Origin of the sequence: Streptomyces sp. NBC_00178, assembly GCF_036206005.1 — a bacterium.
Lineage (GTDB): Bacteria > Actinomycetota > Actinomycetes > Streptomycetales > Streptomycetaceae > Streptomyces.
This window is the reverse complement of sequence record NZ_CP108143.1, coordinates 6,001,800-6,026,861: the sequence shown is the minus strand read 5'-3', so window position 1 is coordinate 6,026,861 and position 25,062 is coordinate 6,001,800. Positions and strand designations below refer to the sequence as shown.

The 25,062-nt window shown below is 71.7% G+C and carries 21 protein-coding genes; 13 read left to right on the top strand and 8 right to left on the bottom strand.

The window, feature by feature from the left end; genetic code table 11:
- Positions 1-153: 153 nt before the first annotated feature.
- Entirely contained in the window at positions 154-996 is an 843-nt protein-coding gene (locus OHT61_RS26300) for a GntR family transcriptional regulator (RefSeq protein ID WP_329041608.1), read from the bottom strand.
- A 246-nt stretch (positions 997-1,242) separates the two neighbouring features.
- Between OHT61_RS26300 and OHT61_RS26295 the strand changes: the two genes are divergently transcribed.
- The 8 genes from OHT61_RS26295 to OHT61_RS26260 all read left to right on the top strand — a co-directional run bounded on the left by OHT61_RS26295 (position 1,243) and on the right by OHT61_RS26260 (position 11,025).
- Positions 1,243-2,508, top strand: coding sequence for an extracellular solute-binding protein (locus OHT61_RS26295; RefSeq protein WP_329041607.1), 1,266 nt, complete (start codon positions 1,243-1,245; stop codon positions 2,506-2,508).
- A gap of 39 nt (positions 2,509-2,547) precedes the next feature.
- Positions 2,548-3,516, top strand: coding sequence for a carbohydrate ABC transporter permease (locus OHT61_RS26290; protein WP_329041605.1), 969 nt, complete (start codon positions 2,548-2,550; stop codon positions 3,514-3,516).
- Positions 3,513-4,352 (top strand): carbohydrate ABC transporter permease, encoded by an 840-nt coding sequence (locus OHT61_RS26285; protein WP_329041604.1) that lies wholly within the window; start codon positions 3,513-3,515, stop codon positions 4,350-4,352. The genes OHT61_RS26290 and OHT61_RS26285 overlap by 4 nt, the downstream gene beginning before the upstream one ends.
- A 67-nt stretch (positions 4,353-4,419) precedes the next feature.
- Positions 4,420-5,979, top strand: coding sequence for a beta-N-acetylhexosaminidase (locus OHT61_RS26280; RefSeq protein ID WP_329041603.1), 1,560 nt, complete (start codon positions 4,420-4,422; stop codon positions 5,977-5,979).
- A 35-nt stretch (positions 5,980-6,014) separates the two neighbouring features.
- Positions 6,015-7,448, top strand: a complete 1,434-nt coding sequence (locus OHT61_RS26275; protein ID WP_329041602.1) for a cellulose binding domain-containing protein — start codon at positions 6,015-6,017, stop codon at positions 7,446-7,448.
- 158 nt (positions 7,449-7,606) lie between these two features.
- A complete protein-coding gene (locus OHT61_RS26270; RefSeq protein WP_329041601.1) occupies positions 7,607-8,446 on the top strand; it encodes a TIM barrel protein in 840 nt (279 codons plus the stop codon).
- A 46-nt stretch (positions 8,447-8,492) separates the two neighbouring features.
- Positions 8,493-9,386 (top strand): 2-hydroxy-3-oxopropionate reductase, encoded by an 894-nt coding sequence (locus OHT61_RS26265; protein WP_329041599.1) that lies wholly within the window; start codon positions 8,493-8,495, stop codon positions 9,384-9,386.
- 181 nt (positions 9,387-9,567) lie between these two features.
- Entirely contained in the window at positions 9,568-11,025 is a 1,458-nt protein-coding gene (locus OHT61_RS26260; RefSeq protein ID WP_329041597.1) for a catalase, read from the top strand.
- A 255-nt stretch (positions 11,026-11,280) separates the two neighbouring features.
- Here the strand turns inward: OHT61_RS26260 and OHT61_RS26255 are convergent, their stop codons facing one another.
- Positions 11,281-11,730 carry a DUF6083 domain-containing protein gene (locus OHT61_RS26255; protein WP_329041595.1) on the bottom strand — a complete coding sequence of 150 codons (450 nt, stop codon included), beginning with the start codon at positions 11,728-11,730 and terminating at the stop codon, positions 11,281-11,283.
- A gap of 242 nt (positions 11,731-11,972) precedes the next feature.
- On the opposite strand from OHT61_RS26255, the gene OHT61_RS26250 reads away from it, so the two are divergent.
- Positions 11,973-12,731, top strand: coding sequence for a hypothetical protein (locus OHT61_RS26250; RefSeq protein ID WP_329041594.1), 759 nt, complete (start codon positions 11,973-11,975; stop codon positions 12,729-12,731).
- 117 nt (positions 12,732-12,848) lie between these two features.
- Here OHT61_RS26250 and gcl read toward each other — a convergent pair whose 3' ends face one another.
- The gene (gene gcl, locus OHT61_RS26245) at positions 12,849-14,633 is read right to left on the bottom strand and encodes a glyoxylate carboligase (RefSeq protein WP_329041593.1); all 1,785 of its coding nucleotides are present in this window, start codon (positions 14,631-14,633) and stop codon (positions 12,849-12,851) included.
- Positions 14,634-14,888: 255 nt separating this feature from the next.
- Between gcl and OHT61_RS26240 the strand changes: the two genes are divergently transcribed.
- Complete coding sequence (locus OHT61_RS26240) at positions 14,889-15,608, top strand: hypothetical protein (protein WP_329041592.1); 720 nt, start codon at positions 14,889-14,891, stop codon at positions 15,606-15,608.
- A gap of 126 nt (positions 15,609-15,734) precedes the next feature.
- A complete protein-coding gene (locus tag OHT61_RS26235) occupies positions 15,735-15,956 on the top strand; it encodes a hypothetical protein (protein ID WP_329041591.1) in 222 nt (73 codons plus the stop codon).
- A gap of 19 nt (positions 15,957-15,975) precedes the next feature.
- Here OHT61_RS26235 and OHT61_RS26230 read toward each other — a convergent pair whose 3' ends face one another.
- Both OHT61_RS26230 and OHT61_RS26225 read right to left on the bottom strand, forming a co-directional pair.
- A complete protein-coding gene (locus OHT61_RS26230; RefSeq protein WP_329041590.1) occupies positions 15,976-17,583 on the bottom strand; it encodes an AMP-binding protein in 1,608 nt (535 codons plus the stop codon).
- Complete coding sequence (locus OHT61_RS26225; RefSeq protein WP_329041589.1) at positions 17,580-19,256, bottom strand: AMP-binding protein; 1,677 nt, start codon at positions 19,254-19,256, stop codon at positions 17,580-17,582. Before OHT61_RS26225 ends, OHT61_RS26230 begins: the two co-directional genes overlap by 4 nt.
- A 102-nt stretch (positions 19,257-19,358) precedes the next feature.
- Here OHT61_RS26225 and OHT61_RS26220 point away from each other — a divergent pair, with 102 nt between their 5' ends.
- A complete protein-coding gene (locus OHT61_RS26220; protein ID WP_329041588.1) occupies positions 19,359-20,210 on the top strand; it encodes a response regulator transcription factor in 852 nt (283 codons plus the stop codon).
- 81 nt (positions 20,211-20,291) lie between these two features.
- Here the strand turns inward: OHT61_RS26220 and OHT61_RS26215 are convergent, their stop codons facing one another.
- A complete protein-coding gene (locus OHT61_RS26215) occupies positions 20,292-21,410 on the bottom strand; it encodes a winged helix DNA-binding domain-containing protein (RefSeq protein ID WP_329041587.1) in 1,119 nt (372 codons plus the stop codon).
- Positions 21,411-21,514: 104 nt separating this feature from the next.
- Between OHT61_RS26215 and OHT61_RS26210 the strand changes: the two genes are divergently transcribed.
- On the top strand, positions 21,515-22,384 hold the full coding sequence (locus OHT61_RS26210; protein WP_329041586.1) for a DMT family transporter: 870 nt from the start codon (positions 21,515-21,517) through the stop codon (positions 22,382-22,384).
- Between the two features lie 5 nt (positions 22,385-22,389).
- Here OHT61_RS26210 and OHT61_RS26205 read toward each other — a convergent pair whose 3' ends face one another.
- Positions 22,390-23,421 carry a glutathione S-transferase family protein gene (locus OHT61_RS26205; protein ID WP_329041585.1) on the bottom strand — a complete coding sequence of 344 codons (1,032 nt, stop codon included), beginning with the start codon at positions 23,419-23,421 and terminating at the stop codon, positions 22,390-22,392.
- Positions 23,418-24,920: an MFS transporter gene (locus OHT61_RS26200; RefSeq protein ID WP_329041584.1), complete on the bottom strand. Its 1,503-nt coding sequence runs from the start codon at positions 24,918-24,920 to the stop codon at positions 23,418-23,420. The genes OHT61_RS26205 and OHT61_RS26200 overlap by 4 nt, the downstream gene beginning before the upstream one ends.
- Positions 24,921-25,062 lie beyond the last annotated feature (142 nt).

The following is a 25,062-nucleotide window of genomic DNA, read 5'->3' as shown; positions in this document are numbered from 1 at the left end:
TGTGCAGGGGGCCAGAGGGTCACGTGTGCCTGGGGCCCGGGGGTGGGCGAACGGCGTCCGGGCGGGTGCGGGCCGCCCGCTCCGTCGGCCGCCACACGGCCCTCCGGGGCTCAGCACCCTCCCCCGCGGGGCCCGGCGCGGGCACCCGGCAGCTCACGGCGCCGCCTGGATGTCCCCCCTGGTGGACGATGTGATCGGGTCGCCGTGCGCGAAGTCCCCGGGCGGGATGCCCGGGTGGTGCCCGTCCCTGACCAGCGGGGCTCCGCCGGCCGCCGGACCGAGGGCGAGCCGGGAGACGATCCGGTAGCGGTCGCCCCGGTAGAGCGAGTGGACGTATTCCACGGGCAGCCCGCCGGTGTCCGAGGTCAGACGCTCGAAGAGCAGCGCCGGCGACAGTTCGGGCACCTCCAGGAGCTGGGCCTCCGCGCGCGTGACGACGGTGGGCTCGATGGCCTGGACCGCCTCCCGGACGTGGACTCCGTGGGTGTGGCGCAGGTGCTCGTAGAGATCTCCGTCCTCCAGCTCCTGGGCCGACAGGCCCGGCACCAGCGCGGCCCTGATGTGCAGGTGCTCGATCGCCATCGGGGTGCCGTCGACCAGGCGCAGCCGTGCGACGTAGACGATCTCCTCGGCCGGCGACATCCGCAGCTTGCGGCCGACCCGGGCGCCGGCCTGGAGGGTGGTGAACTCCAGCAGCCGGCTGGACCATGCCCCGGCCGCCTTGGGAAGGGTCAGGGAGAGGTCGGCGGAGACCAGCTCCTGGGTGATCTTCTCCGGCGCGACGAACATCCCACGCCCGTGCTCGCGGACCAGCAGTCCGGCCGCGACCAGCTCGTCGACGGCCGCGCGCACGGTGGGCCTGGACACGCCGAGCAGGGCACAGAGGGCCCGCTCCGACGGGATCGCGTCACCGGGGCTGCGGCTCTCGATCAGTTCGAGGACCGCGTCGCGGGTCCGTTCACGCTTGAGCACCGTCCCCGGCACATCGGCTTTCATGCAGGCCCTTTCCGGTGTTCCGCTCCCTTTACCAGTTGAGCTCCATACGGCCACTGGTCAGGCAAAGTGTAACCAGCCGCGCTCCGAAGCCCAGCGCCAGTCGGCAAGGTATCGCGAAATCCCCTTCCTACACAGGGGGTTGACGGCCTCATTGGTCTATGCCACCTTCATCCACCACCAAGAGGTGAGCTGTCCAGTGGACTTCACTGGTCAGGTGGTCAGGTCCTGCTCCCGTTGAGGTGAACCGTGAAGTACCGCTTGCTTGCCGGTGTGTCCGCGCTCGTGACGGCCGCCGCGCTCAGTGCCTGCAGTTCCGGTGGGGACACCGCCGACGAGGCCGGAGGCGTCACGAAGGTCGACGTCTGGCTGATGCGCGACAGCGTGTCGGCCGCGTTCCAGGAGGAGTTCACCAAGGGGTTCGAGGCCGCGCACCCCGACATCGACGTGCGCATCCAGATCCAGGAGTGGGACGGCATCGGCCAGAAGATCACCGCCGCCCTGGCGAGCAACGACGCCCCGGACGTGATCGAGGCCGGCAACACCCAGGTGGCCCAGTTCGCGGAGAGCGGCGGTCTGCTGGACCTCAGCGACAAGAAGGACGAGCTGAACGGCGACGACTGGCTGAAGGGCCTGGCCGAGCCGGGCGCGTACGACGGGAAGCAGTACGGCATCCCGTACTACGCGGCCAACCGCGTCGTGATCTACCGGAAGGACCTGTTCGAGAAGGCCGGAGTCGACCCGGCCGCGATCACCACGCGCGAGCAGTGGATCGCGGCCACCACGAAGCTCAACAAGGGCGGTACGCAGGGCATCTACCTGCCGGGCCAGCTCTGGTACGCCCTCGCGGGCTTCATCTGGGACGAGGGCGGCGACCTCGCCACGGAGTCCGGGGACCGGTGGAAGGGTGCGCTCGACACGCCGGAGGCCCAAAGGGGCATGGCCTTCTACGCGCAGCTCCAGGCCCTCGGCAAGGGCCCCAAGGACTCCGACGAGGACGACCCGCCGCAGGCCGAGGTGATGGCGCAGGGGCAGGTCGCCCAGGTCATCTCCACGCCGGGCGGGGCCAAGGTGGTCGCCGAGAACAATCCCGGGCTCGCGGACAAGCTGGGCTTCTTCCCCATCCCCGGGAAGACGGCCGGCACTCCGGGCGCGGTGTTCACGGGCGGTTCCGACCTGGTCGTCCCCGCCGCGGCGGGCCACCCGGAGGCGGCGCTGACGTTCATCAAGGAGCTGACGGGCGACGCCTGGCAGCAGAAGCTCGCGGTGGCCATGAGCTACGTGCCCAACCGGACGACCCTCGCCCCCGCCGTGGCGAAGGACCCCGGCGCGTCGGCGATGGCCGTCGGTGCGGCGAACGGGCACGCGACGCCGAACACACCGGGCTGGGCCGCCGTCGAGGCCGAGAACCCGATCAAGGACTACATGACCGCGGTCCTGACCGGCGGGGACGCGGCGAAGGAGGCGGCGAAGGCCTCCGAGGACATCACCCGCGCCATGAACGCCGGCTCCTGATCCCGGCCGATGGTCTCCACCGACGAGAGGAGGTCGGCCGTGCAGGTCGTCCGTGAACGGACCGCGCCACGTGTCCGGCACCCCGCACCGGAACCGCCGCGGCGACGCCCAGCGCGGCCCGCGCACGGCTTCTGGCCGTACGCGCTGATCGCGCCCGCGATCGGCGGCATGCTCTACCTGCTCGTCTACCCGCTGGTGCGGGCCGTGGTCATCTCCCTGCAGGACTTCCGGCTCCGTCAGCTGATCAGCGGGGACGCCGAGTTCGTGGGGCTGCGCAACTACCGGACGCTGCTGTCCGACCCGCGCTTCTGGGAGGTGACCGGCCGCACCTTCGTCTTCATGGCGGTCAACGTCGTGCTGATCATGGTCATCTCCACCCTGGTCGCGCTGATGACGGAGCGGCTGCGCCGGGCCGGCCGCACCGTCGTGCTCTGCTCGCTGGTGCTGGCGTGGGCCATGCCGGTGGTCGCGGCCACCACCGTCTTCCAGTGGCTGTTCCACTCGGAGTTCGGCATCGTCAACCAGCTGCTGACCGCGCTCGGCTTCGAGTCCTTCGACCGCTACCCGTGGTTCGCGAACGGCACGGCGGCCTTCACGATCCTGGTCGCCCTGATCGTCTGGCAGTCCGTGCCGTTCGCGGCGGTGACGCTCTACTCGGCCCTGACCACGGTGCCGGCGGAGCTGTACGAGTCGGCCCGGCTGGACGGAGCGTCGGGTTCCCGGATCTTCCGGTCCATCACCTTCCCGATGCTGCGGCCGATCTTCATGCTCGTCCTGTCGCTGGAGGTCATCTGGACCTTCAAGGCCTTCGTCCAGATCTGGGTGATGACCCGCGGCGGACCGGGCGACGCCACGACGATCCTGCCGGTGTACGCGGTGCAGACGGCACTCTCGAGCCAGCGCTACGACCTGGGTTCCGCCGCGTCGATGATCACCGTCGTGCTGATGTCGGGGGTGCTGGTCGCCTACTTCCGCCAGATGTTCCGCCAGGAGGACGACCCGCGATGACCCAGCTCAGTCCCCGCGTCCGGCGGATCCCGCTGAACGCCGCCGCCGTCGTGACCGTCGTGGTCTGCCTGTTCCCGGTCTACTGGATGGTGTCCACGGCCTTCAAACCGAGCAAGGACATCCAGTCCCCGGAGCCGCGGCTCGTGCCCTACACCTGGACACTGGACCACTTCCGGCGGGCCGTGCAGGCGGACGGCTTCGAACTCTTCTGGCGCAACAGCGTCCTGGTCACCCTGGGCGCGGTGCTGCTCTCGCTCGTCGTGGCCCTCGGGGCGTCGTTCGCCGTCGCCCGGCTGCGCTGGAAGGGCCGGCGGCAGTTCATGCTGCTGGTCTTCATCGCCCAGATGGCGCCCTGGGAGTCGCTGATCATCCCGATCTACATCATCTCCCGCGACACGGACATGCTCGACCGGCTGCCGACCCTCACCCTCGTCTACTTCATGATCACCCTGCCGTTCACGATCGTGGTGCTGCGGGGCTTCCTGGCGACCATCCCGCCCGAGCTGGAGGAAGCCGCCCAGGTCGACGGCTGCACCCGGACCGGCGCCTTCGCCCGGGTCGCACTGCCGCTGCTCGCCCCCGGCCTGATGGCGACCTCGCTCTTCGGATTCATCACCGCCTGGAACGAGTTCGCGTACGCCAACTTCCTGATCATCAAACAGCAGGACAACCGCACCCTGCCGGTCTGGCTCTCCTCGTTCCAGAACACCTTCGGCACCGACTGGGGCGCCACCATGGCCGCCTCGACGCTGTTCGCCCTGCCCGCGCTCGTCATCTTCCTGCTGCTCCAGCGCCATGTGACCTCCGGCTTCGCCGCCGGCGCGGTCAAGGGCTGAGCCCGCCGGGCGTCCCCCCGCGAACCCGTACACGCGAACCGCCCGACCCCCCGAACCGGAGGCCCCCGTGCCCGCACGCCCCGAGCTCTCACTCCTCCCCCGCCCCCACAAGGTCTCACCACGGCCGGGCCGCTTCGTCCTCGGCCAAGACACGTCCGTACGCGCCCTGCCGGGGGCGCAGGGGGCGGCGGACCTGCTGCGCGCGCTCCTCGGCCCCACCACCGGGCTGCCGTTGCCGCCGTCGGCGGAGGGCCGCGTCGTCCTGGCCCTCGACCCGGACCTCGGCGGGCTCGGTGACGAGGGGTACGGCCTGACCGTCGGACCCGAGGCCCTTCTGCTGCGCGCCGCCCGGCCCGCCGGGCTCCTCCGGGGGGTGCAGACGATCCGTCAGCTTCTGCCGCCGGAGGCGCTGTCGGGCGGTGTGTGCCGTCCCACCTGGGAGCTGCCGTGCGTGGAGATCAGCGACGTGCCCCGCTACCCCTGGCGGGGTGCGATGCTCGACGTCGCCCGGCACTTCCAGCCGGTGTCCTACCTGCACCGGTACGTCGACCTGATGGCGCTGCACAAACTGAACGTCCTCCATCTGCACCTCACGGACGACCAGGGCTGGCGGATGCCGGTGGACCAGTACCCCCGGCTCACCTCGGTGGGCGGCCTGCGCGCCGAGTCCCTGTCCGACGGGGTGCCGCACGGGGGGTCGTACACCAAGGACGAGTTGCGCGGCCTGGTCCGCCACGCGGCGGAGCGCGGGGTGACCGTCGTGCCGGAGATCGAGATGCCCGGTCATGTGCGCGCGGCCCTGGCGGCCTACCCGTCGCTGGGCAACGACCCGGAGCGCCGGCTCGACGTCTGGACCAGGTGGGGTGTCTGCGACACCGTGCTCGGGGTGCACGAGGAGGTCTTCGACTTCTGCCGCGCCGTGCTGGAGGAGGTCATGGACGTCTTCCCCTCCCCCTACATCCACATCGGCGGCGAGGAGTGCCCCACCACGGAGTGGGAGCACAGTCCGGCGGCCCGGGAACGCGCCGCGGCCGAGGGGCTCGCCGGCCCCGGTGAGCTGCACGGCTGGTTCATGGGCCGCATCGGCGCGTTCCTGGTGGAGCACGGCCGCCGGCCCACGGGCTGGGCGGAGAGCGGCAGCGAACTGCCGCCCGAATTCACGGTGATGACCTGGCGCGACCCGGCCCACGCCCGCACCGCCGCCCGGCGCGGGCACCGCGTGGTGACCGCGCACCACCGTTCCACCTACCTCGACTACGCCCAGTCCACGGATCCGGACGAGCCCCCGGCCCAGCCGGGCGACCCGGTCCCCCTGCACGCGGTCCACGCCAACGAACCCGTGCCGCTGGACTGGGAGGCCGACGAGGCGTCCCGGGTCCTGGGCACACAGGCGCAGTTGTGGACCGAGTACGTGACGACGCCGGACCGCATCGAGTACCTCACCTACCCCCGGCTGTGCGCACTGGCGGACCGCGCCTGGTCCGGCGGGCACGGCGACTGGTCCGGCTTCGTCGAGCGCCTGCGCCATCACACCGCCCGGCTGGACGCCCTCGGTGTCCGGTACCGGCCTCTGACCGCGCGGTCCCTGGCGACCGCGTCGACGGGTACAGCGCGACCCCCTCTTTAACCCGATCTCCCACCGTTCCGGAGAGGAACATCGCCATGAGTACGTTCCGCAGGAGCCGTATCCGCGCGGCGGCGGCCGCCGCCGTCACCCTGGCCATGGGCTGTACGGCCCTCGCCGCACTGCCCACGACGGCGGGTGCCGCCGCGGCGGCGGGCGGGCTGGCCGTCCAGTACCGCACGAGCGCGTCCGGGGCCACCGCCGACCAGAGCGAACCCTGGCTCAAGGTCCGCAACACCGGCAGCACGAGCGTGTCGCTCGCCGACGTGAAGGTCCGGTACTACTTCAAGGCCGATTCGGCCTCGGCCGCCTACCGCTTCGCCTGCTCGTGGGCGGTCAAGGGCTGCGGGAACATCACCGGGACCTTCAAGACCCTGCCCAACCCGACGGCCACCGCTGACCGTTACCTGGAGATCGCCTTCACCGGCGGTGCGGGCAGTCTCGCCCCGGGTGCGGACACCGGGGACATGCAGCTGCGCTTCCATCGCGCGGACTGGCAGACGCTGCGGCAGAGCGACGACTACTCCTTCGGCCCCGAACGGAGCACCTACGGCGACTGGTCCCGGATCACCGCCCAGCTGGGCGGCGCCACGGCGTGGGGCGAGGCGCCCGGGGGCAACGACCCGACGGATCCGACGGATCCGCCCACCGACCCGCCGGCCGACGGGCCCACGCTGTTCGACGACTTCAACTACTCCGGTCACGCGGATCCGAAGATCGCGGCGAACGGCTGGAGCGTCCGCTCCAACTCCGGCGGCCCCGGTGTCCCGGGTGCCGTGTGGGCACCCGAGAAGGTCACCTTCGCGAACCAGAGCGGCAACTCCATCATGAACCTGGAGACGTCGACCGCGGGCACGGGGGCCTCGACCGTGCAGACGGAGATCCTCACCCGTTCCTCGAAGTTCCGCAACGGCACCTACGCGGCCCGGGTGAAGTTCAGCGACGCCCCGAAGTCCGGTCCGGACGGCGACCACCTCGTGCAGACCTTCTTCACGATCAACGACCTCAAGGCGCCGATGGCGGACGACTACGCCGAGTACGACTTCGAGTACCTGCCCAACGGCGGCTGGGGCGAGCCGTCCAACATCCTCTACACCACGTCCTGGGAGACCTACCGGCCCGACCCGTGGGAGGCCGTGAACCAGCACAGCGAGGCGCGCCAGAGCTACGCCGGGTGGCACGACCTGGTGGTGACGATCGACAACAACGCGATCACGTACTACGTGGACGGGCAGCCCTTCGGCACGCACGGGGCGTCCTACCTCCCGGAGCGGCCGATGTCGATCAACTTCAACCAGTGGCTCATCGATCTGGCGGGTCAGAGCAGCACCACTCCGCGGGCGTACGACCAGCAGGTCGACTACGTCCTGCACGTCAAGGACCAGGTCCTCTCCCCCGCGCAGGTGTCGGCTCTGGTGAGCGGATACCGCGCGGCCGGGACGACCTTCCGGGACACGGTGCCGGGCGTCTGACCAGGCAGGTGTGAGCGGGGGCGGGGTGGAGGGCCGGGCGGCCTCCACCCCGCTCCGGTGTGTCCGGAAATTCGGGTGGCCTCTTGACAGCCGGACCACCGGCCGGGCAATCTTCCGTTAAGCAGAAACTAACTTCCGCGATACGGAAGGAGCGCAGAATGGGTTACTCGGACCAGCGCTTCGATGTGAACCTCTCGATCCTCTTCACCGAACTCCCGCTCCTGGAGCGCCCGGCGGCCGCCGCCGCGGCTGGCTTCACCGCGGTCGAGCTGTGGTGGCCCTGGATCGAGACCCCCACCCCGGCGCAGGCCGAGCTCGACGCCCTGAAGAAGGCGCTCGACGACGCGGGAACGCAGCTGGTGGGGCTGAACTTCTACGCGGGCCGGCTGCCCGGCCCCGACCGCGGCGCGGCCTCGGTGCCCGGCGAGGAGTCGGACCGCTTCCGCGCCAACATCGAGGTGGCGGCCGGTTTCGCGGCCTCGGTCGGCTGCAGGGCGCTCAACGCGCTGTACGGCAACCGCGTCGAAGGCGTGGACCCCGCCGCGCAGGACGAACTCGCCCTGGAGAACCTGGTCCTGGCCGCCCGCGCGGCCGACCGGATCGGGGCGACCCTCCTGATCGAGACCCTCAACGACACGGAGTCGCCCCTCTACCCGCTGGTCAGCGCGCCGGCCGGCGTCGAGGTGGCCGACCGCGTCAACGAGGCGACGGGGCTGGGCAACACCGCGTTCCTGCTCGACCTGTACCACCTCTCGATGAACGGCGAGGACCTCAGCCAGGTGATCAAGGCGTACGCCGCGAAGACCGGTCACGTCCAGATCGCCGACAACCCGGGGCGCGGCGCGCCCGGCACCGGCTCGCTCCCGCTGGAGCGGCTCCTCGACGAGCTGACCGAAGCCGGTTACGACGGCTGGGTCGGCCTGGAGTACAAGCCCGGCGACCGCCCGAGCGCCGAGGCCTTCGACTGGCTCCCCGCCGAGGCCCGGCCGGCCCGCTGAGGCCGCCGCCCGCCCCACGCACACACGCTTACCGGAAGGCACCCTCATGAGCAAGAACCTCCCCAAGGTCGCCTGGATCGGGCTCGGCATCATGGGCTCCCCCATGTCCGAGAACCTGGTCGAGGCCGGATACCAGGTCACCGGTCACACCCTGGAGCAGGACAAGATCGACCGGCTCGTCGCGGCGGGCGGCCGGGGAGCCGCGTCGATCGCCGAGGCGGTGCGCGACGCCGACGTCGTCATCACGATGGTCCCGGCGTCCCCCCAGGTCGAGGCCGTCGCGTACGGTCCCGACGGCATCCTGGAGAACGCCCGCGAGGGCGCCCTGCTGATCGACATGTCGTCGATCACGCCGCAGACCTCCGTGGACCTGGCCGCACGGGCGAAGGAGAAGGGCATCCGCGTGCTGGACGCCCCGGTCTCCGGCGGCGAGGCGGGTGCGATCGAGGCCGTCCTGTCCATCATGGTCGGCGGCGAGCAGACCGACTTCGACGCCGCCAAGCCGCTGCTCGACGCGCTCGGCAAGACCATCGCGCTGTGCGGCCCCCATGGCTCCGGCCAGACGGTGAAGGCCGCCAACCAGCTGATCGTCGCGGTCAACATCCAGGCCTGCGCGGAGGCCGTGGTCTTCCTCGAGAAGTCGGGCGTGGACCTGAGCGCCGCCCTGGACGTCCTGAACGGCGGGCTCGCCGGCTCCACGGTCCTGACGCGCAAGAAGGACAACTTCCTCAAGCGCGACTTCGCTCCGGGCTTCCGGATCGACCTGCACCACAAGGACATGGGCATCGTGACGGACGCCGCGCGCAACGTCGGCGCGGCCCTGCCCGTCGGCGGCGTGGTGGCCCAGCTGGTCGCCTCGCTGCGCGCCCAGGGCGACGGCGGGCTGGACCACTCGGCACTGCTGCGCTCGGTCGAGCGGCTCTCCGGCCCCCAGGTCTGACCCCCGGCCCCTCCCGGGCCCCCTGAACTCCGGGTCGCGGCGGCGCTGACACCTGTCCTGTCGCGCCCAGGCGCCGCCGCGACCCGGAATCCACTCCTCCAATTTCAACAAACTGTTGACGCGCCGTTCCTGGCCTATCTACGCTCCTGGAGCCGTCAGCAGCCCCGTACGGAAGGCCTCCATGTCCCAGCGTGTGCTCACGACCGAGTCAGGCGCCCCGGTCGCCGACAACCAGAACTCCGCCACGGCCGGTGCCGGCGGGCCGGTCCTCCTCCAGGACCAGCACCTGCTGGAGAAGCTCGCCCGCTTCAACCGTGAGCGCATCCCGGAGCGCGTGGTCCACGCCCGCGGCTCCGGTGCGTACGGCTACTTCGAGGTGACGGACGACGTCACCGGCTTCACCCGCGCCGACTTCCTCGCCGAGGTGGGCCGCCGCACCGAGACGTTCATCCGCTTCTCCACGGTCGCCGACTCGCTGGGCGGTGCCGACGCCGTACGCGATCCCCGCGGCTTCGCGCTGAAGTTCTACACGAACGAGGGCAACTACGACCTCGTCGGCAACAACACGCCGGTCTTCTTCATCAAGGACCCGGTGAAGTTCCCCGACTTCATCCACTCGCAGAAGCGCGACCCCTTCACGGGGCGTCAGGAGCCGGACAACGTCTGGGACTTCTGGGCCAACTCCCCCGAGTCGACCCACCAGATCACCTGGCTCATGGGCGACCGCGGCATCCCCGCCTCCTACCGCCACATGAACGGCTTCGGCTCGCACACCTACCAGTGGACGAACGCGAAGGGCGAGGCCTTCTTCGTCAAGTACCACTTCAGGACCAACCAGGGCGTGCGCTCGCTCTCCGCCGAGCAGGGCGCCGAGCAGGTCGGCAAGGACGCCAACTCGCACCAGACGGACCTGCTCCAGGCCATCGAGCGGGGCGTCAACCCGTCCTGGACGCTGCACGTCCAGGTGATGCCCGCCGCCGAGGCCGCGGACTACCGCTTCAACCCGTTCGACGTGACGAAGGTGTGGCCGCACGCCGACTACCCGCTCCAGCGCGTCGGCCGCCTGGTCCTGGACCGCAACCCGGACAACGTCTTCGCCGAGGTGGAGCAGGCGGCGTTCTCGCCGAACAACTTCGTGCCCGGCATCGGCCCGTCCCCGGACAAGATGCTCCAGGGCCGGCTGTTCGCCTACGCCGACGCGCAGCGCTACCGCCTGGGCATCAACCACACCCAGCTCCCGGTCAACGCGCCGAAGGCGGCGGTCGTCGACAACTACGGCCGCGACGGCCTGCACGCGACGCGCCGCGGATCGCGCCAGGACAAGAACTACGAGCCCAACTCGTACGCCGGCCCCGCGCAGACCGGGCAGGCATTGGCGGCCCCGCTCGCCGTCCACGGCTGGACGGGCACGCACGAGGCGCCGGCCCACACGAAGGACGACGACTTCTTCCAGGCCGGCGAGCTCTACCGGCTGATGTCGGCGGACGAGAAGGACCGCCTCGTCGCCAACATCGCCGGGGGCCTCTCCCAGGTCACCCGTGACGACGTCATCGAGAAGAACCTCGCCCACTTCCACGCCGCGGACGCCGACTACGGCAAGCGCGTGGAGGAGGCGGTCCGCGCCCTGCGCGAGGACTGAGCCTCCTTTCCGGGCCCTGCCCGTGCCGCGCACCCGGATGAGGGGCAGCGCGCGGCACCGGCAGGACGGGACCGCGGCGGCGGACGACGCCAGTGCGGTGGCGAAGGGCCGGGCGGCCCGCTCCAGACCTGAAGGAGCCGGCCGCCCCGCCCACGGCCCGCCGCCGCGGTCGCTGTGAACGGGAACGGCAGGGGTGCGGTGGACGCCGGTCGGCGTGCACCGCACCCCTGTCCTCGTGTTCGCCCGCCTGCGAGGTCACCCGGCGTCCGGGAGACCCTCCTCGGGCAGTTCGAACAGGCGTTGCGTGCGCTCCAGATTGTGCCGCCGCAGCGCCGTCACCCAGGGCCAGTGGTCCTCCGGCTCCAGCCGGGGGCATGCGATGCGGTGCGGAATGCGGCACGTGGCGCCCGGCAGCGGCTCGGCGTCCCACAGGTTCACGGCCGTCCCGGTGGACGTGATGATCCAGCGCCGGCGCGGGGGCACCGTGTGGGCCGGGACGCGGATCCCGGGTTCGAGGAGAACCCAGTGCCCGGTGTACGACGTGGCGTACCGGTCCTGCGGCAGCTCGCAGAACGGGCACTCGGGCGGCGCCGGGGGCCGCGGGGCGGTGGCGCCTTCCAGGAGCACCTGCCAGGCCGCCGTGAGCCGGCCGGAGTCGTCGTCGGGCGGGTCCGCGCAGGACGCAGTGTTCTCGGTGTCCCCCATGGGCCCAGGATCAGGCCGTCCCACGCGCGTCCGGTAGGACGCGATCCGGCCGCGCCGCGTGGTGCGCGAGAACGCCCGTGTGCCGAGGGGTACTCCACGAGGCGCACCGGGCCACCCGCCTCCCGGACGGCTCGGCCGGTCGTCGTCCGCGACCTCTCCGCGTGCGGACTCACCGGCCCCCGCCCGGCCGGATGAGTACGCGGACGGATGGACACCGCCGCTCCCGCGACGAGACTGGCCGCATGACCAAGACGCGTGCCCCTGCCGCCTTATCGCTCCCGCTCGGACTCCTCGTCGCCCTCACCGGCTGCTCCGCGCAGGACCGTGCCACCGATCCCGCGGAGGTGCGCGAACTCGCCGGAAGCACACAGGCGAGGCACTCACGCGAGGGGGCCGAGGCGCATCTGAGGTCCGTCGTGCGGGCGTACGACGAGGAGACGCCCCTCACGCTCGGCCTCGTGTCCCTGGACGACACGTGCGCGGGCGGTACGGCCGCGGACTGGCTCTCGTCCTCCGAGGACGACCGCTACAGGATCCGGTGCACGCTGCGCGTGACCGCGTACTACGGGGCGGACCCGAAGCGGATCGCGCAGGTGCTGGACGGCGTCTTCACGGCGGGCGACCGCGAGGCGGCCGCCGGTGGCGGCGCGGCGGGCACGGTCCCGTTCGGTCACGACGAGTACCGCGGAAGCCTCGTCGCGTACTACGCGGGGCGCGGCCCGAACCCGACGGGCCCTGGCACGCCCGAGCCCGTCCAGGTGTCCGACCCCTCGCAGACCCTGTCCTGGGACACCGCGCGCAGCGACCCGCCGACGCGGGCGGAGGAACCGGGCCCGCCCGCGGCGAGCGATCCTCCGCTGAGCAGGCACCTGCGCGAGCCGGCGTCGACGACGGTGGCGGATGTCCGGGCACGCCACGGCATGGTGTTCCGCCTGGAGTTGTCCTCGGTGGACTACTACAGCGTGTCCAAGGACGGCGGGACCGTGCGGGACTGGGAGTGAGCCCCACCGGGACCGTCCGGTCCGCGGGGCTGCCTCGTCGACGCACCGGGGCCCGGCCCGCTCCGCCCCTCGCGGGGACGGGCGGACCGGGCCCCGGGCCCGGTGGTGGCCGGGGAGTCAGGAGACCGTCAGCGGGCGGATCGCCGTGGGGGCGTGCCCGGGCTCGGTCGCGACGTCCTCGAACTCGTTGACCGACGCGATGTCCGTCCCGCTCATCGAGATGTTCGTGACCCGCTCCAGGATCGCCTCGACGACGACCGGCACCCGGTGCTCGGCCGCGAGCTTCTTCGCCTCCTCGAAGGCCGGCAGCAGCTGGTCGGGCTCGGTGACCCGGATCGCCTTGCAGCCCAGGCCCTCGACGACCTTGACGTGGTCCACGCCGTAGACGCCCAGCTCCGGGGAGTTGAGGTTCTCGAACTCCAGGTTGACCTGGAAGTCGATGTCGAAGTTGCGCTGCGCCTGCCGGATGAGCCCCAGGTAGGAGTTGTTCACCAGCACGTGGACGTACGGGATGCGGTGCTGGGCCCCGACCGCGAGCTCCTCCAGCATGAACTGGAAGTCGTAGTCGCCGGAGAGGGCGACGACGGAGCCGTCGGGGTCCGCGGTGGCGACACCCAGTGCCGCCGGGATCGTCCAGCCGAGCGGGCCGGCCTGGCCGCAGTTGATCCAGTGGCGCGGCCGGTAGACGTGCAGCATCTGCGCCCCGGCGATCTGGGAGAGGCCGATGGTGCTGACGTAGCGGGTCTCGGGGCCGAACGCCCGGTTCATCTCCTCGTACACGCGCTGGGGCTTCAGCGGCACGTCGTCGAAGTGCGTACGGCGCTGGAGCGTGGCCCGGCGTTCCTGTGTGGAGGCCGCCCACGCCGAGCGGTCCTTCAGCCGGCCGGCCTCCTTCAGCTCCCTGGCGACCTCGACGAAGAGCTCCAGGGCCGCCTTCGCGTCGGAGGCGATGCCGAGGTCCGGGGCGAAGATCCTGCCCAGCTGGGTGGGCTCGATGTCCACGTGGACGAAGGTGCGGCCCTTCGTGTAGACGTCCAGCTTGCCGGTGTGGCGGTTGGCCCAGCGGTTGCCGATGCCGAGGACGAAGTCGGACTCCAGGAAGTTCGCGTTGCCGTAGCGGTGCGAGGTCTGGAGGCCGACCATGCCCGCGTTCAGCGGGTGGTCGTCGGGGAGGATGCCCCAGCCCATCAGGGTGGGGACGACCGGCACACCGGTCAGTTCCGCGAACTCCACGAGCAGTGCGGAGGCGTCTGCGTTGATGATGCCGCCGCCGGCGACGACGAGCGGCCGCTCGGAGGCGTCGAGCATCTCGACGGCCCGCTCGATCTGCCTGCGGCTCGCGGCGGGCTTGTGTACGGGCAGCGGCTCGTACAGCTCGGGGTCGAACTCGATCTCGGTGAGCTGCACGTCGATCGGCAGGTCGATGAGGACCGGTCCGGGCCGGCCCGTGCGCATCAGGTGGAAGGCCTGCTGGAAGACGCCCGGGACCTGCGCGGCCTCCAGGACGGTCGTCGCGGCCTTGGTCACCGGCGCGGCGATCGACGCGATGTCGACGGCCTGGAAGTCCTCCTTGTGGAGGACGGCGGTCGGCGCCTGGCCGGTGATGCAGAGGATCGGCACGGAGTCGGCGATGGCGGAGTACAGGCCGGTGATCATGTCGGTGCCCGCGGGCCCCGACGTGCCGATGCAGACGCCGATGTTCCCGGCCGCGGCACGCGTGTATCCCTCGGCCATGTGGGAGGCGCCCTCGACGTGGCGGGCGAGGGTGTGGTGCACCCCGCCGGACGCCTTGAGAGCCGCGTAGAACGGGTTGATCGCCGCACCGGGCACACCGAACGCGTTGCTGACGCCTTCGCGCTTGAGGATCTCAACTGCCGCTCGGGCAGCGGTCATACGAGGCATGAGTGCTCCTGCTCGGACCTGGTGGAGTCGGGCTCTGTCGCGCCACCTGAGAGCGCCAATTCCGTATTATGGAAACTTACTTCTGCTATACGGAATCAACTTAGAGGCGGCTCGCGCAACCGTCAAGAGAGGGCGGGAACGCGGCCTCCCGGGTGCGTCGGAGTACGCCGTTCCCCTGCCCGGAGGGTCGCTCCTGGTGGACGATGGGAGTACGGAACGCAACCGCCGCGGAAGCGGTGAAGGAAGGGGCCACACGTGGAGTCCGTACCGGTGCGCTGCCCCGTCTGCCGCCGGGACCACGCGTACATCACGCCGGTCTACCCCTGCCCCTGCGGCGCCCCGACCGCCCCGCCGCTCATGCGCGGCGCCCCGGCCGTGCCCATCACGCACCGCACCTGGGACGACGACTGGGTGAACGTGCGCTGCCACTCCTGCGGGCGGCGCGACCAGTGGCCGCACCCCGAACTCTGCTGCCCCTGCGGCGCGGTCCTGCGGATCCCCGTGCGCCCCGTGGCCACGCACGGGGCCGCCCCGCCCGCCGCTCCCGGGCCGTCGCACATACCGCTGCCCCGCACGGCCGCACATCCGCGTCCGTCGTTCCGGCCCCTGGTGATACGCACCGCCAGGGACGCGGTGAGCACGGCCGCGCTGTACCTGCGGTGGCTGGGCTACCGCGACGTGATGCAGCCCGAAGCGCGGCCCAGCTCCAGCTCCCGGATAGACCTCAGGGCCGCCGGCCTCATCGCCCAGGTCGACGCGACGACCCGGCCGACCCCGTTGCGGGACGTCGAGTGCTTATGGCTGAACGCCCTCAACTCGTCCGTCTCCGGTGTGCTGTTCTCGCTGGCCGGCTACACCGACGAGGCGCGCTCACGGGCCGACGGGCTCGCCATCCCCCTGTTCGTCCTGGATCTCACCGGTACGCCTCAGCCCGTGAACGGCTCGGCCGACGAGTTGATCAGCACCGGTCCCTGACGAGACGTCAGGCCACGCGCCTTCCGGCGGACCCGCCGGATTCCCGCAGGATGATTTCGGTCACCTGTACCCCTCGGGGCCTCATATGTTCGGTCTGTTGTCAGTGTGAGGACGTAGAGTGAAGGCATGGTCTTAACTCCTCGGCATGCCACCCACTCCACCCCCGTTTTCCTGACCCAGCCCGCGCACCCGTCCGCCGTCGACGCCAACGACGCCATCCGCGCACTCGTCGACGCGCGAGCGGGCCAGGACTGGACGCCGGTGGAGGCCGCGGAGTACGAGGTACTGCTCATCGAGTGGGCTGCGGCCACCCAGGGCATCGGTTCCGGCGTCATCGAAGCCGCCTGACCCCTCGGCCCGACGGCCCTCAGGCTCCGTAGCCCTCCCGCAGTTCGACCTTCCGGACCTTCCCGCTCACCGTCATCGGGAACGCGTCCATGATCCGCAGGGCGCGCGGGATCTTGTAGTGGGCCAACTGCTCGCGGCAGTGGGCGGTCACCTCGTCCAGCGTCGGCGGGTCGGCCGGGTCGCGGGGAATCACGCAGGCCAGGATCTCCTCGCCGTACACGGCGTCGGGCACGCCCACCACCTGCACGTCCGCGATCTTGGGATGGCCGTACAGGAACTCCTCGATCTCCCGCGGATAGACGTTCTCACCGCCGCGGATGATCATGTCCTTGATCCGGCCGACGATCTGGACGTATCCGTCCTCCCGCATCACCGCGAGGTCCCCCGTGTGCATCCACCGCCCCGCGTCGACGACTTCGGCGGTCCGCTCGGGCTGACCCCAGTAACCCAGCATGACGCTGTACCCGCGGGTGCACAGCTCCCCGGCCTCACCGCGCGGCAGCGTCACCCCGGTCGCGGGGTCGGTCACCTTCACCTCGATGTGCGGCATCACCCGGCCGACCGTGCCCGTACGGCGCTCCAGATCGTCGTCCCGGCGCGTCTGGAGGGACACCGGTGACGTCTCCGTCATGCCGTAGCAGATCGACACCTCCTCCATGTGCATCTCCGCGACGACCCTCTTCATCACCTCGACGGGGCAGGGCGATCCGGCCATGATCCCGGTGCGGAGCGAGGAGAGGTCGTACGAGGAGAAGCCGGGGAGGTCCAGCTCCGCGATGAACATGGTGGGCACCCCGTAGAGCGAGGTGCACCGCTCCTGCTGCACGGCGGCCAGCACCGCGGCCGGCTCGAAGGACGGGGCGGGGATCACGATGCAGGCACCGTGCGAGGTGATGCCGAGGTTTCCCATGACCATGCCGAAGCAGTGGTAGAACGGCACCGGCAGGCAGACCCGGTCGTGCTCGGTGTAGGCGACCATCTCCCCCACGGAGTAACCGTTGTTGAGGATGTTGTGGTGGGAGAGCGTCGCCCCCTTGGGAAAGCCCGTGGTGCCGGAGGTGTACTGGATGTTGATCGGATCGTCACAGGACAACTCCGCTTCACGCGACCTGAGTTGCTCGACGGTCACCCCGTCCGCGGCACGCGTCAGCTCGTCCCAGGACGGGTCGCCGATGTAGTGCACGGCCCGCAGCGCGGGGCAGTCGGCGCGGACCTGGCCGACGAGCGCCCGGTAGTCGCTGGTGCGGTGGGTGAGCGAGGCGACCAGGAGGGAGATCCCGGCCTGTTCGAGCACGTACTTCAGCTCGTGGGCCCGGTAGGCCGGGTTGATGTTGACCATGACGGCGCCGATGCGGGCCGTCGCGTACTGGACGAGGACCCACTCCGGGCAGTTGACCGCCCAGATGCCCACCCGGTCGCCCTTGGCCACCCCGGACGCCATCAGCCCGCGGGCCAGTTCCTCCACAGCGGCCCCGAACTCCGCGTAGGTCCAGCGGCGTCCGGACACCACGTCGACCAGGGCCTCCCGCTCGGGGAAGGCTGCGACGGCGCGGTCCAGGTTCCGCCCGATCGTGTCGCCGAGCAGCGGGGTGTCACCGGTGCCGTGCGCGTAGGACGGCTCGCTCATCGCAGGTCTCCCTCGTCGTACTCGGTGCCGGTGCCCCGGGCGGTGCGCTCCCGCAGCTCGATCCTGCGGATCTTTCCGGAGACGGTCTTGGGAAGTTCGGCGAACTCCAGCCGGCGGACGCGCTTGTACGGGGCGAGGACCGCCCGCGAGTGCGCGAACAGCGCCTTGGCCGTCTCCGGCCCGGGCTCCCAGCCCTCCGCCAGCACGACGTACGCCTTCGGGACGGAGAGCCGGACGGGGTCGGGGGCGGGCACCACCGCGGCCTCGGCCACCGCCTCGTGCTCCAGCAGGGCGCTCTCCAGCTCGAACGGCGAGATCTTGTAGTCCGAGGCCTTGAAGACGTCGTCGGCCCTGCCCACGTACGTGATGTACCCGTCCTCGTCCCGGGAACCGATGTCGCCGGTGCGGTAGTAGCCGCCCGCCATCGCCTCGGCGGTGCGCTCCGGGTCACCGTGGTAGCCCGTCATCAGCCCGACGGGCGCGTGCGAGAGGTCGAGCGCGATCTCGCCCTCGGCCGCGCCCGGCTCTCCGGAGACCGGATCGAGCAGCACGACGTCGAAGCCGGGGCTGGGCCGCCCCATGGAACCCGCCTTGAGCAGCTGTCCCGGGGTGTTGGCGACCTGCACGGAGGTCTCCGTCTGGCCGAAACCGTCCCGGATCGTCACACCCCACTCCCGCCGGACGCTTTCGATGACCTCGGGGTTCAGCGGCTCACCGGCCGCGACGACCTCGCGCGGCGGTGTCTTCAGCTGCCCGAGATCGGCCTGGATGAGCATCCGCCAGACCGTCGGCGGGGCGCAGAAGCTGGTCACGGACGAGCGGTCCATCTCCGCCATCAGCCGGGTGGCGTCGAACCGGGTGTAGTTGAAGATGAAGACGGTGGCCTCGGCGCTCCACGGCGCGAAGAGGTTCGACCAGGCGTGCTTCGCCCAGCCGGGCGAGGAGATGTTCAGGTGCACGTCACCGGGCCGGAGGCCGATCCAGTACATCGTGGACAGGTGGCCGACCGGATAGGAGAGATGGGTGTGCTCGACCAGCTTCGGGCTCGCCGTGGTCCCTGAGGTGAAGTACAGCATGAGGGGCTCGTCGGCGTCCGTGGGCCGGTCCGCCGTGAAGTCCTCCGGCGCGTGGTCGGCACCGCCGTAGGAGAGCCAGCCGTCGACGTCCGCGCCCACGGCGATCCGCGTGTAACCGCCCGGCACCTCGTCGAACTTCGCGGTGTCATCGGCCCGTGCGAGGACGTGGCGGACCCGGCCGCGCTCCACCCGGTCGCGCAGGTCGAGCGGCCCCAGCAGCGGGGTCGCCGGGATGACGACGGCGCGCAGCTTCATCGCGGCGAGCGCCGTCTCCCACAGCTCGACCTGGTTGCCGAGCATGACGAGGATCCGGTCGCCCTCGGACACGCCCTGCTCACGAAGCCAGTTCGCGGCCTGGGCGGAGCGGGTCGCCATGCGGGCGAACGAGACCTCGGTGCGCCCGCCGTCCTCCTCCACGATGTGCAGGGCGGTGCGGTCGTTGCCCTCGGCGATGACGTCGAACCAGTCGAGTGCCCAGTTGAACTGGTCGGGCCGGGGCCAGCTGAAGCCCTCGCAGGCCGCGGTGTAGTCCTCGCGGTGCTCGATCAGGAAGTCCCGGGCCGCCCGGAACGTCTCCGTCGCACTCGTTGCCGGCATGTGCCCTCCTCGTCGCGGACGCGTCCTCTAGCATCATGCAAACAGTGACCTGTATCTCACCACCCCCGAACGGGGGTACGGCCGAAAGGGCGGGGGCGCGGCGTGCCGGACACGGGCGAGGCGACCGAGCTGCGGGCGGCCCTGCTGAGGCTGCGCCGCGCCAGCGGTCTGCCGGTGGTGTTCGGCGGCCTGCTGTCGGACACCCGCCACGCGCGGATCGCCGAGCTGAGCGGGGCGCAGACCCCCGCGCTGCGCGGGCTCGTCATCTCGGCGGGCAGCGGGCTCGGGGGCAAGGCGATGGCCCTGTCCAGGGCGTGCGCGGTCACCGACTACCGGTCGTCCCGTCACATCAGCCACGAGTACGACACGGCGGTCGCCGCCGAGGGGCTGCGTTCGGTCGTCGCGGTGCCCGTCGTCGTGGGCCGTACGGTGCGGGGCGTGCTGTACGGGGCGCTGCGCGAGCCCCTCGCCCTCGGGGACCGCACGTTCGACGTCGCGGTGTCGGCCGCCCGTGACGTGGAGCAGGCCCTGGCCGTCCGCGACGAGGTGCGGCGGCTCCTCGCCTCCACCCGTCAGCGGGTCTCCGACCCCGACGAGCGGCCCGGCACCTGGGAGGACGTGCGCGAGGCCCACCGCGACCTGCGTGCGCTGGCCCCGAAGGTCCACGACCCGGCGCTGCGCGACGAACTGCTCGCCGTGTGCGGCCGGCTCGCCTCGGCGAGCGGGGCGGGGGCGGACACGGACTCCGCGGCCCGGCGGGTACGCCTGGCGCCGCGCGAGATCGACGTGATCGCGTGCGTCGCCTCGGGCACGACCAACGGTGCGGCCGCCGAACGGCTCGGGCTGCGCCCGGAGACGGTGAAGAGCTACCTGCGGTCGGCGATGCGGAAGCTGGGGGCGCACACCCGGCTGGAGGCGGTGGTGGCCGCGCGTCGCGCGGGGCTGCTGCCCTGAGAGCGGCCTCCGGCCCACCCCCGGCAGCGTGCGCTCCGCGCAAGGTGCCCTCTCGGGTGCCGGGCCGGGCCCTCGCGGGTGTCAGTCGCCGAAGTCGACGAAGGTACCGAAGCGGATGTCGTACGCGGTGGTCGTGGACATCACCGTCAGCATCTCCACGGCCTCCTGCGTGATCTCCTCGCGCACCGCCCGCGTGAGGGGGCCGAGCGCCTGCACGGTGACGATCGCGTCTTCGGCCGTCTCGTCCAGGCGCCACAGGGCCGCGAGGAAGCCGTCGGCCAGGACGGTCCCGTAGGACTGGTTGCCCACGCCGTTGCGCCCCTTGAAGGCGGGCGGGATGATCCGGGTCCGGTCGGCGTGGCCGAGCAGCACGTTGTCGAACTCGGGCAGGAACCGGGGCGGCGCCGGGGTGCGCGGGTCGGGGCGGGGGGCGTCGGGCAGGTCGAAGAGCTCGGTTCCGCGCTCGTCGCGGAAGGTGACGAGCCGGGGGCGCAGCCGCTCGAAGACCTCCCGCATACGGGTGAGGCCCGCCCACGACTGCATGTCCTTCACCGACGCCGGTCCGAAGGCGCCGAGGTAGCGCAGCACCGTGGCGTCGGGCGACGCCGCCTGCTCCGACGGTCTGCCGAGCCAGTGTTCGGCGGTCGTCAGGGCGACCTGGCCGCTGCGACCCCACAGTCCGCGGGGGGTGACCTGGACCAGCGGGAGGCGGCAGCGCGCGGCCACCGCCAGGGCCCTGGGGTCGGCGTCCGGCCAGGACCGGAGCAGGGCCTCCCGCAGCTCCTTCATGGTGCGCGGCCGCTCCTCGACCAGCTCGCGGGCGAGCGCCGCCAGCCGGTCCAGGTCCACCCCGGTGAGCCCGCGCCGGAACACGCTCAGCTCCCGGTCGCGTGCCTGCTGGACGAGGGGCCGCAGGGTGAGCGCGTCCTCGGCGGTGTGGGTGTGGATGGTGGAGCGCAGGGTGACGATCCGGACCAGCTCGCGGGACTCCATCAGGCCCGAGAGCTCCGCCGGGTCGAAGCCCTCCAGCCGAGCGAACAGCTGGAAGTACGGGGGCCGGGTGTTCTGCGCCTGCAGGCCCACGAGCGCGCCGACGGCCTCCTTCACGGGCACGGGCGAACGCCTCAGAAGCAACTGGCGTTCCAGCGTGGCCCTGTTGAGCGCGCGGTCGGAGAGCACGGGAGCAAGGGGGGCGGCCATGGACGGCAGGTTACGCGGACCGCGGGGCGGCGGTCCGCGAACGGCGACACTCGCGCGGTCCGCGGCGCCGCGGACATGAGGGTCCTGGCCCGCATGATGGGGCGGTGATCAGTGTCCTGTTCGCCGTCCTGACCGCGCTCAGCAACGGCTCCGCCTCGGTCCTCCAACGCCGTGCCGCCCTCGACGTGCCCGACAGCGAGGCGATGCACCTGTCACTCATCCGGCACCTGCTGCGCCAGAAGGTGTGGCTGGCCGGGATCGCCCTCGTGGTCGTCGCGGCCATCTGCCAGGCCGTGGCGCTGGCCACGGGGCCCATCGCCGTCGTCCAGCCGATCTTCGTGATCGAGCTGCCCGCGACCCTGCTGATCGCCGGCTTCGTCCTGCGGAGCCGGCTCTCGGGTGCCGTCTGGGCGGGCGTGGCCGCCGTGACGGTCGGGCTCGCCATCGGCATGATCTCCGCGTCCCCAGTCGGCGGCAGCGAGGATGTCCGGGACACGGCCTGGATCCCCGCCCTCGTGGCGACCCTGGTCTTCGAGGCCGTCCTGATCGCCACCGCGCTCAGGACGTCGGGCAACACCAGAGGCGCGCTCCTGGGGCTCTCCGCAGCGTGCGCCTACGCCCTGACCGCCGCGCTGATGAAGGACGCCATGAGCAGGCTCGACGCCGACGGCGTACCCGGCCTGCTCTCCGCGTGGCAGCTCTACGCCACGGCGGTGGCAGGAGTGGGCGCCCTGTTCCTCCTGCAGAACGCCCTCCAGGCCGGCACTCTCGTGGCGGTGCAGCCGATGCTGACGCTGGGGGACGCGCTGATCAGCGTGGCGTACGGCCTGACGCTGTTCGGGGAGACGATCCGCACCGGGTGGTGGCTGGTGCCCGAGCTGGCCGGGCTGGCCCTGATCGCCGTCGGCTGTGTGGTCCTGGCGCGCTGCCCGCTGGCGACGGGGACTCCGCAGCCCCCGCCCCGGGTGAAGTGACGCGGTCAGGGCCGCCCGGCGGCCGGAACCTCCTCGCCGGCCGGCACGGGCCCGGGCGGGGTCCCGTCGCCGAACGGCCGGCCGCCCAGCTGCTCCCGGTGGTGCGGTGTCAGCCAGCCCGACAGGTCCGGCCCGAGGGGCACGATGCCGGTCGGGTTGATACCGGTGTGCACCTCGTAGTAGTGCCGCTTGATGTGGTCGAAGTCGACGGTGTCGCCGAAGCCGGGGGTCTGGTAGAGGTCGCGGACGTACGCCCACAGGACGGGGTCCTCGGCCAGCTTCGCGCGGTTGCACTTGAAGTGGCCGTGGTAGACGGGGTCGAAGCGCACCAGCGTGGTGAACAGCCGGATGTCCGCCTCGGTGATGGTGTCGCCCACGAGGTAGCGCCGGTCCGCGAGCCGCTCCGAGACCAGGTCGAGGCGCCGGAACAGGCCGGTGAACGCGGCCTCGTACTCCTCCTGTCCGCTGGCGAACCCGGTGCGGTACACGCCGTTGTTGACGTCCCGGTAGATGCCCTCCATCACCGTGTCGATCTCGTCGCGCAGCGGCTCCGGGTAGAGGTCGGGTGCGCCGGGCCGGTGCAGGGCGGTCCATTCCGTGGCCAGGTCCAGCGTGATCTGCTGGAAGTCGTTGGTGACCAGGGACCTGGTCGGCACGTCGACGATCGCGGGCACGCTGACCCCGCCGGGGTACTCCTGCTCCCGCGCGTCGTAGGCCTCGCTCAGATAGCGGTACCCGAGCACGGGGTCCCTGCCGCCCTCGTCGAGGGTGAAGCGCCAGCTGCGGTCGTCCTGGATCGGGTCCGTGACGGCCAGTGAGAGGGCGTCCTCCAGCCCGAGCAGGCGCCGGGAGACCAGCGCGCGGCTCGCCCAGGGGCAGGCACGGCTGACGACGAGCCGGTAGCGCCCGGCCTCGACGGGCCAGCCGTCGCGGCCGTCTGCGGTGATCCGGTCGGCGAAGTGGCTGCGGGACCGCTTGAAGGGCTTGCGGCCGTACGAGGTGTTGCCGTCCTTCTCCCCGGCGCTCGTGTCGTTCATGGTGTGCTCCTCGACTGGTCGGTGTGTCGGGCCTCGGGCTCCGCCGCGCGTTTCCTCTCCCGCCTGCCCGCTCCCACGTCGGCCAGCGCCACGATCAGGGCCGCGATCACGAAGGCGACCGAGACGAGGAGCCCGTGGTCGTACGCCGACGCCCAGTCGCCCGGGCCGAGACGGGCGAAGAAGACCGAGCCGACCGCGGCGATCCCGATGGCCGATCCGACGCGCTGACTGGTCTGGAGGGTGCCGCCGGCGCTTCCGGCGTTGCGCACCGGGACCCGCGAGAGAGTGAGGGTCTGGTTGGGGGCGATGACGAGTCCGCTGCCCAGGCCCGCCAGCAGCAGCGGCGCGGCCATGGCGAGCCCGGCGCCCCGGCCCGGGACGAGGTGCGCTGCCAGCGCGGTGAGTCCCAGCCCGGCCGCGACCATCGTGAGTCCGACGACGATGAGGGGCCGGCCGAAACGGCCGACCAGCCGGCCGCCGATGGTCGCGGAGCCGCCGGCGCCGAGGGCGAACGGGGTGATGGCGAGTCCGGCTTCGAGTGCGCTGTAGCGCAGCCCGGACTGGAGGTAGAGCGTGCTGATGAAGAAGATCGAGGTGAATCCCGCGAAGTACAGAAGGATCATCAGGCAGCCGAGCCAGAAGGACCGCAGCCGGAACAGCGCCAGATCCAGGACCGGCTGGACGCCGCGGCCGGCGCAGCGGGACTCCCAGGCGACGAAGGCGGCGAGCAGGACGAGGGCCACCGGCACGAGCAGCCACTTGCCGTCGCCCGGCCACTGCTGGGCCTGGACGAAGGGCAGCAGCAGGACGAGGACTCCGCTGCCGAGCAGCAGGACGCCGACGGGGTCCAGGTCGCGGGGCCGCACCCGGCCCGCCGACGGCGTGTCCGGAAGCAGCCGCCGGGCCAGCACGAGGCAGACGGCTCCGATCGGCAGGTTGACGTAGAACACCCACCGCCAGCCCTCCTGCGGTCCGGCCATCTGGATCAGGAGCCCGCCGAGGAGGGGGCCGACCGCGGTGGAGATGCCGACGACGGTCCCGAACATCCCGAAGGCACGGCCCCGCTCGCGACCGGAGAACATCTGCTGGATCAACGCGGAGATCTGCGGCGAGAGGAGTCCGCCGGCAGCACCCTGGAGCAGCCGTGCGACGACGAGCCACAGGCTGGACTGGGCGGCGCCGCAGGCGGCCGACGCCAGGGTGAACAGGGTCAGCCCCGCCATGAACACGGCGCGGCGGCCCCGGGCGTCGCCGAGCCGTCCACCGGGGATGAGGACCAGCCCGAAGGCGAGGGCGTAGCCGGACAGCACCCACTGGAGGTCGGACTCCGGGGTGTCGAGCCCCTCCTTGATGGACGGCAGCGCCACGTTGACGATGGACACGTCCAGGAGCGTCATGAAGCCCGCCACCAGGCAGACCGCGAGGGCGCGCCAGCGACGGGGGTCGGAGGGGCCGGGCCCGGAATCGGCGGTGTCCCGGTCCCCCGCGCTCGCTGCCATGGTCCGCACCCTAAGGGATGTCCCGTGATCCGCGGTGGATCAGCGCGCGGCGTCGGACGCGGTGCGTCGCACGGCGGAGGGACGTCCGCGTACCGGATCCGTCCGGGCGTCCCGCCGGCACCGCGGCGAGGTGCCGCAGCCG